At 73.8% G+C, this 5,940-nt stretch carries 3 protein-coding genes and 4 pseudogenes; 3 read left to right on the plus strand and 4 right to left on the minus strand.

What is annotated here, in order from left to right:
* Window positions 1-234: pseudogene (locus ABZ646_RS38210) on the minus strand (hypothetical protein); the annotation flags it as partial.
* A gap of 151 nt (window positions 235-385) precedes the next feature.
* Here ABZ646_RS38210 and ABZ646_RS38215 point away from each other — a divergent pair.
* Window positions 386-949: a hemerythrin domain-containing protein gene (locus ABZ646_RS38215; RefSeq protein ID WP_360529791.1), complete on the plus strand. Its 564-nt coding sequence runs from the start codon at window positions 386-388 to the stop codon at window positions 947-949.
* A gap of 452 nt (window positions 950-1,401) precedes the next feature.
* Window positions 1,402-2,558 (plus strand): annotated as a pseudogene (locus tag ABZ646_RS38220) (MFS transporter).
* Window positions 2,559-2,778: 220 nt separating this feature from the next.
* Here the strand turns inward: ABZ646_RS38220 and ABZ646_RS38225 are convergent.
* The 3 genes and pseudogenes from ABZ646_RS38225 to ABZ646_RS38235 form a co-directional block, all read right to left on the minus strand.
* Window positions 2,779-3,300: a hypothetical protein gene (locus tag ABZ646_RS38225; protein WP_360529797.1), complete on the minus strand. Its 522-nt coding sequence runs from the start codon at window positions 3,298-3,300 to the stop codon at window positions 2,779-2,781.
* Between the two features lie 208 nt (window positions 3,301-3,508).
* Entirely contained in the window at window positions 3,509-3,985 is a 477-nt protein-coding gene (locus tag ABZ646_RS38230) for an SRPBCC family protein (protein WP_360529794.1), read from the minus strand.
* 317 nt (window positions 3,986-4,302) lie between these two features.
* Window positions 4,303-4,806, minus strand: a pseudogene (locus ABZ646_RS38235) (MFS transporter); the annotation flags it as partial.
* Window positions 4,807-4,932: 126 nt separating this feature from the next.
* Between ABZ646_RS38235 and ABZ646_RS38240 the strand changes: the two are divergent.
* Window positions 4,933-5,478: pseudogene (locus ABZ646_RS38240) on the plus strand (hydrolase); the annotation flags it as partial.
* Window positions 5,479-5,940: the final 462 nt, after the last annotated feature.

A 5,940-nucleotide genomic window follows, 5' to 3' on the forward strand; every position in this document is an offset into this window, starting at 1 on the left:
GGTGCGGGTGCCCAGACTGCCTGCGTCCAGCGTCTCCAGGGGATGGCGCAGATAGTCGGCGGGGGAGGCGGGGCAGGCGAAGTGCAGCACCAGGTCGTAGGGGCCCGGCAGGGCCTCGTGGACGTCGTCCGGCGCGGGGATGAGGGCTGATGTGTGAAGGAGAAAGAACGCTCGTGGGGGACGGGGAACGGCCCTGCCACTCCGGGCTGCCACCGTGGTCTCGACGGCGCTCACTCGGGGTTCCCGGGGCAGTAGTTCTCACACGTTGCTTCCAGTATGCGTATCTCGTCCTGCCCCGCGATTCGTGTGACGCGGCCGACGGGGGGCACTCGGCTCGCGGCGGATCCGAATCCGGACCGCTGTGCCACGAGCGGAGGTCAAGGGCATGGGACACGGTGGAAACGTCATCGACGAGTTGGTGACCGATCACCGCGAGGTGGAGGAGATCTTCGGCAAGATCGAGGCGCTCCCGCCCGGTGACAAGAACCGCAAGATCTACGCCGACCAGGCCACGATGGAACTGGTGCGGCACTCGGTGGCCGAGGAGGCCTACCTCTATCCGGCTGTGCGCGAGCACGTCGAGGGCGGGCAGGCCCTGGCGGACAAGGAGCTCGAGGACCACGCCAAGGCCGAGCAGATCATGAAGGATCTGGAGAGCTGCGAGCCGGACGACGCCCGGTTCGACACGCTGATGACCTCGCTCATGAGCGAGATCCGCATGCACGTCGAGGACGAGGAGCAGAACCTCTTCCCGAGGCTGCGCGCGGCCTGCTCGGCGGACGCCCTGAACGAGCTGGGCGACAAGGTCAGGCAGGCGAAGAAGACGGCACCGACGCGTCCGCACCCCGCCGCCCCGGACAAGCCCCCCGCGAACAAGATGCTGGCCCCGGGCGCCGGCCTGGTCGACCGGCTCCGCGACGCGCTGACCGGCCGCGGGAAGAGCGGCTGACCCGTGGGCCCGACCGGCCGGACCGACCCGTAGCCCCCGGGCGCACGGCACCGGGGCCCGGCGCGCAGTACGCCGGGCCCCCGCGCGTGCCGGGGCTTCGTGCGTCCGAGTCGCGTTCAGGTCTTGCAGCTGACCGGGGATCGCCCACGCCCCCGTGAGCAAGCGCACTCCGTACCCAAATGCCCTGACGTGTCCGGACATTGGGCGCCCGTCGGCCGCCGGGCCGAACCGGCGGCCCGCACCCCGGGCACCTGTGCTGCCACCATGGCGGTGCCTGATCGACCGGGTGGAGCGGACCGCGCAGCGAAGCCGGCACCCTGCGCCTCCGCCGGTCCCCTCCCACCTCCCGGTCGCCGAGTACCGCCGGGCCTGCTGCTGCCCCTGTCACCGCCCCCGCCCTGCCGCCCGAAGCCGCCTCGCGTTCGCCGTGGCGGTCACTGCGCCATGCCGGTATGCGCTGGTGGTCCGCCGCGAACGTCCTGTCGAACGCGGGCACCTGGATGCAGCTCACCGGGCAGAACCTGCTCGTGCTCCAGATCACCGGCTCGGCGGCCGCCACCGGCCTGTCGCCGCCACCGGCCTGTCCGTCTCCGTGCAGGCCGCTCCCGCCCTGTTCGTCGGCGTGTTAGGCGGCGCGGCCGTGGACCGCTGGCCCCGCCGCACGCCCCGCCGCACCACCGTCGCCGTGAGCCAGGCGCTCCTCGGCGCCGTGGCCTTCACGACGGCGCTCCTGGTGGCCCTGGGCCGGCTCGACCTGACCGGCCTGCTCCTGCTGGCCGCGGTGACCGGCGTCATCGCCACCGTCGACGGGCCCGCCTGCGCCCTGCTGGGCAACGACCTGGTGCCCGCCGAGGACCTTCCCTCCGCCATCGGCGTGGGCGCCCTGGTGCACAGCGCGAGACAGCTGGTCGGCACCGCGCTGGCGGGGGTGACCGTCGGTTTTCTCGGCACGGCCTCCGCGTACCTGGCCAACGGACTGTCGTTCCTGTTCGTGGCGTCGGTCGTGCCGTTCCTGCGCCCGGTGCGGGACCCGCGGGGCGAGGGGGACACCGGCCCGCAGGCGGCGCCCTCGCCCGCGCCGCCGGACTCCGAACTGACCGTGCGCGAGGGACTGGCCTTCTTCGTCCGCCGCCCCCGGCTGGTCGCGCTGGCCTGCGTGTCCGCGATCGGCTCGGTCTTCGGACGCAACTACGGACTCACCCTGGCCGTCCTCGTCACGGGTCCCCTCGCGGCGGGCGCGGGCGCGTTCGGGACCGTCTCCGCCGTCCTGGCGACGGCCGGCGGTCTGCTCCAGGCGGTCGCGGGGCTTGTCCCCGTCACTGCTCGTGCTGCTGGTGCTGGTGCTGCCCATGGCGGTGGTGGAATCCGCCGTGTCCTCGGCATCTGGAGCAGCATCGGCACCGTGTGGAGCCTCGGCGGGCCGCCGCTGCTCGGGCTCCTCATGGAGACGGCCGGTGCGCGCGGCGCGCTGGTGGGCGGCGGCCTCCTCGTCGCCCGCGCGATCGCGACCGGCTTCGCCGCACGGACCCGACGCTCCTGCGCACCGGTACTGATCCGCCCCCGCAACGGCGACGCACCCCTCACGAAGTCCTTGGAGACGGCGGCCTGAGCACCGGGCCCGGGACATGGGGCCGGACAAGGACCACGAGGCCGCCCCCTGACGGCGCGCGACGAGCCCCGGCGCGCCGGTCGCGGTGAGCGCCGGGGGTGGGGCTTCACGGGCCGGTCGGTGGTCGTCGAGGGCCGGGGCGAGGCCCGGCGAGGGGGCCGTTGCCGTGCGTGCGGGGGTGAGGGCGGCGGACGGTCGGGGCGGTTCTCGGGCTCGGGGGTCAGGTGCAGGCGGGGGTGTCGTCGGAGGTGAGGCGGTGGTGGAGCTGGGCGGCGTGCAGTTGCGCCACGGGTGCGAGCAGATCCGGGTGGCGCAGCAGGGCCGCCGCCCGCCGGTCGTCCTCGTCGGGCAGGAGCAGGCGCCGGAAGTCGACCGCCCCGCCGGCCAGGTGCTCCCCCTCGCCGAGCGCACGGACGGCGAGCCGGGCCAGCTCGGGCTCGCAGAGCAGTTCGGCCGCCCAGCTCGCCACCACCTCGTCCACCCAGCTGCGCCAGGCGCCGTCCGCGTCGTCAGCGGCATCCCCGCCGGTCACCCAGTCGAGCCGCGCCGAGCCACCGGGGCCCACCACTGCGACCAGGCCGGCGTCCAGCGCGGTCGGGTAACGCAGCCAGGCCGCCACCGTCACCGCCTGCCTGGCCTGCGCCTCACAGCGCGCGGCGGCGAACGCGCCCCCGTGGGCGGGGAAGGAGCCCGAGAGCCAGCGGGCCGTCGCGGCGATGAGCGGAGAGAGATCTGCGAGCACTGCCAACCGTCCGAAACACCTGAGGGAAACCGACCGGGAACCGACAAAACGGTATCCCGCACCGGGCCCCCCGAGGTATGGGCGAAGCCGTGGCCCTGCACACAGCGCCCCGCCCCCAGCGTGCCCAGCACTCCGCCGACGGCGAGGACCCCGGCCCGCCGCGCGGGTCCGGGGTCCTCGGGTGTACGACCGCTGGAGGCGGTCCTTCCTAGAGCGTGCCGCCGGGATCACCGGGCCGGACCCGGCCGCGCCAGGCACCGCTCTCGGTGCCGCGCTGCTCGATGAAGTCCTTGAAGCGGCGCAGATCGCCCTTGACCCGTCGGTCGATCATGCCGAGCGCGTCCGCGCCCTTCTCGGCCAGCCCGGAGGGCTCCACGTCCATCGTGAGCTCCACCCTGGTGTGGCCGTCGTCCAGGGGCTCGAAGCGGACGGTTCCCCGCTGCCGGGTGTCACCGTCGGTGGTCCGCCAGGTGATCCGGTCGTCCGGCAACTGGTCGACGATCTCGGTGTCGAACTCGCGCCGTACGCCGCCGATGCTGGTGGTCCAGTGGTTGTGCCGGTCGTCGACCTGCCTGACCTCCTCGACACCCTCCATGAAGTTCGGGAAGTCCTCGAACTGGGTCCACTGGTTGTAGGCCGTGTGGAGCGGGACGCCGACGTCCACAGCTTCCTTGACCGTGCTCATCTGTTCCTCCTCGTCGCGAGCGGCTCATTCCCGGGGCGCGGACCGGCGGCCCCGGGCTGTCTTCTTGTCGGCCCCGGGGCTCGGCGTGATCGGGTCGCCGGATGCCGCCCGTCCGGGCGCGCCCTGATCGGCGTCCTCCCGGGCGGCACGCTTCCCGACCTGCTTCAGCACCTCGTTCGTGAGGGTCGGGGCCGTTCTGCCCTTCTCGTTGTGTCCGGAGTGTTCTGATCGCTTTGCCACGGCGCCCGGGTACCCGGTCCACTCCAGGGCATCCACATCGCCGCCGGCACTTCTGCCCGCCGGACGGCAGGGCCCCGTCACACCGCCCCGCCACCCGCGGACCCGGCCCGCCGCACCGCGACGAGCATGACGACCACCGCGGCCAGCGCGATCGCGGCGCCGGTGTGGAGCGGGGCCGTGTGGCCGAGGCCCGCGGTGATGGCCAGGCCGCCCAGCCAGGCGCCGAGGGCGTTGCCGACGTTGGACGCGGACACGTTGGCGCTCGCCGCCAGCGCCGCTCCATGAGCTGCGTCGGTCACGCGGGTGATCATGCCGGGGACGGTGGCGAAACCCGCCACCCCCATCAGGAACACCAGCAGCACCGACGCCACGGCACTCACGGCCGGCGGCCCGAACACGGCCAGCGTGACGGTCAGCCCGAGCAGCGAGAGCACCAGGGCACGGTCCCGGTCCCGGTCAGCCGCCCGGCCGCCGACCAGGTTCCCCACCACCAGACCGACGCCGTACACCATCAGCAGCCAGGCGACGTCGTCCGAGGAGAACCCGCTGACCTCGGTGAAGGTGTACGCGAGGTAGCTGAACGGCACGGCGGGCCCCGGTGACACCCCTGGTAGGGCTGACCCCCCGGTGCGGAGACCGGCTTGCCGGATGGCCGTGAACGGTCACGGTCGGCGAAGCTGCAAGGAGCCGCGACACACACAAGAGACATGCACGAAGGAGGCCCCGCCTTGCTCACTCGCCGCGCCGCCGTCCTGTCGGCCTTCGCCGCCGCCGGCTTCTGCGCCGCCTCCGCCCGCACCGCGTCGGCAGCGCCGCGCCGGGCCGGGCGGGCACGGCTGACACTGCCCCCGCCCAGCGGCCCACACCTGGTGGGGACCGTCTCCGTGCACCTCGTCGACACCGCACGCGCCGATCCCTGGGTCCCGGGGCAGCCGTACCGGGAACTGATGGTCAGCATCCGCTACCCGGCACGCGCCGTCGACGGCCACCGGAGGGCACCGCAGCTGCTTCCCGGCGAGGCCGCCGGTTTCGCCGCCGTCAACAACCTCACCGACGTACCCGGCGACCGGGTCGACTGGGCGGCCACCCGGACCCACGCCCACGAAGACGCCCCGGCCGGCCGCGACCGGGGCCCGTACCCGGTGGTCTGCTACTCACCCGGCGCCGGTGACCCCCGTTCCCTCGGCACCACCCTCTGCGACGACCTCGCCTCGCGCGGCTACGTGGTGGTCACCCTCGACCACACCTACGACGCCTCGGCCGTGCAGTTCCCCGACGGCCGCGTCGAACACACCGTGCTGCCCGCCGAGTTCGGCGAGGCCTACCCGGACGAGGGACGCATCAGGGCGCTGCTGGAGAAGACGATGGCCGTTCGCGTCGCGGACACCCGCTTCCTGCTCGACGAGCTGCCGCGGGTGCTGCCCAGGGAACTGCGCGGCCTGCCGGACTGGACCCGGATCGGCATGTTCGGGCACTCGGCCGGCGGCTTCACCGCCCTTCAGGCCATGCACGACGACCCGCGCATCGTGGCCGGCGCGAACTTCGACGGCGTGCTCGCCTACGTCCAGGAGGACAGCGACCACGGCCACCTGTCCGGTGTCGCGGCGGACGGCCTGGACCGTCGGCGGTCGCCGCGTCCTCCACCGTCACACCGTCGAGCACGGTCCCGGCGGAGCGCGCCGAGGCGAACAGGCGCAGCTCGGTCACGGGGAAGG

It is taken from the genome of Streptomyces sp. NPDC007162 (assembly GCF_040634175.1).
Classification (GTDB): domain Bacteria; phylum Actinomycetota; class Actinomycetes; order Streptomycetales; family Streptomycetaceae; genus Streptomyces.

What these genes read in the sequence shown, in the direction of transcription:
- ABZ646_RS38215 (WP_360529791.1), top strand. Translation starts at nt 386, where the DNA reads ATGGGACACGGTGGAAACGTCATCGACGAGTTGGTGACCGATCACCGC.
- ABZ646_RS38230 (WP_360529794.1), bottom strand. Translation starts at nt 3,985, where the DNA reads ATGAGCACGGTCAAGGAAGCTGTGGACGTCGGCGTCCCGCTCCACACG.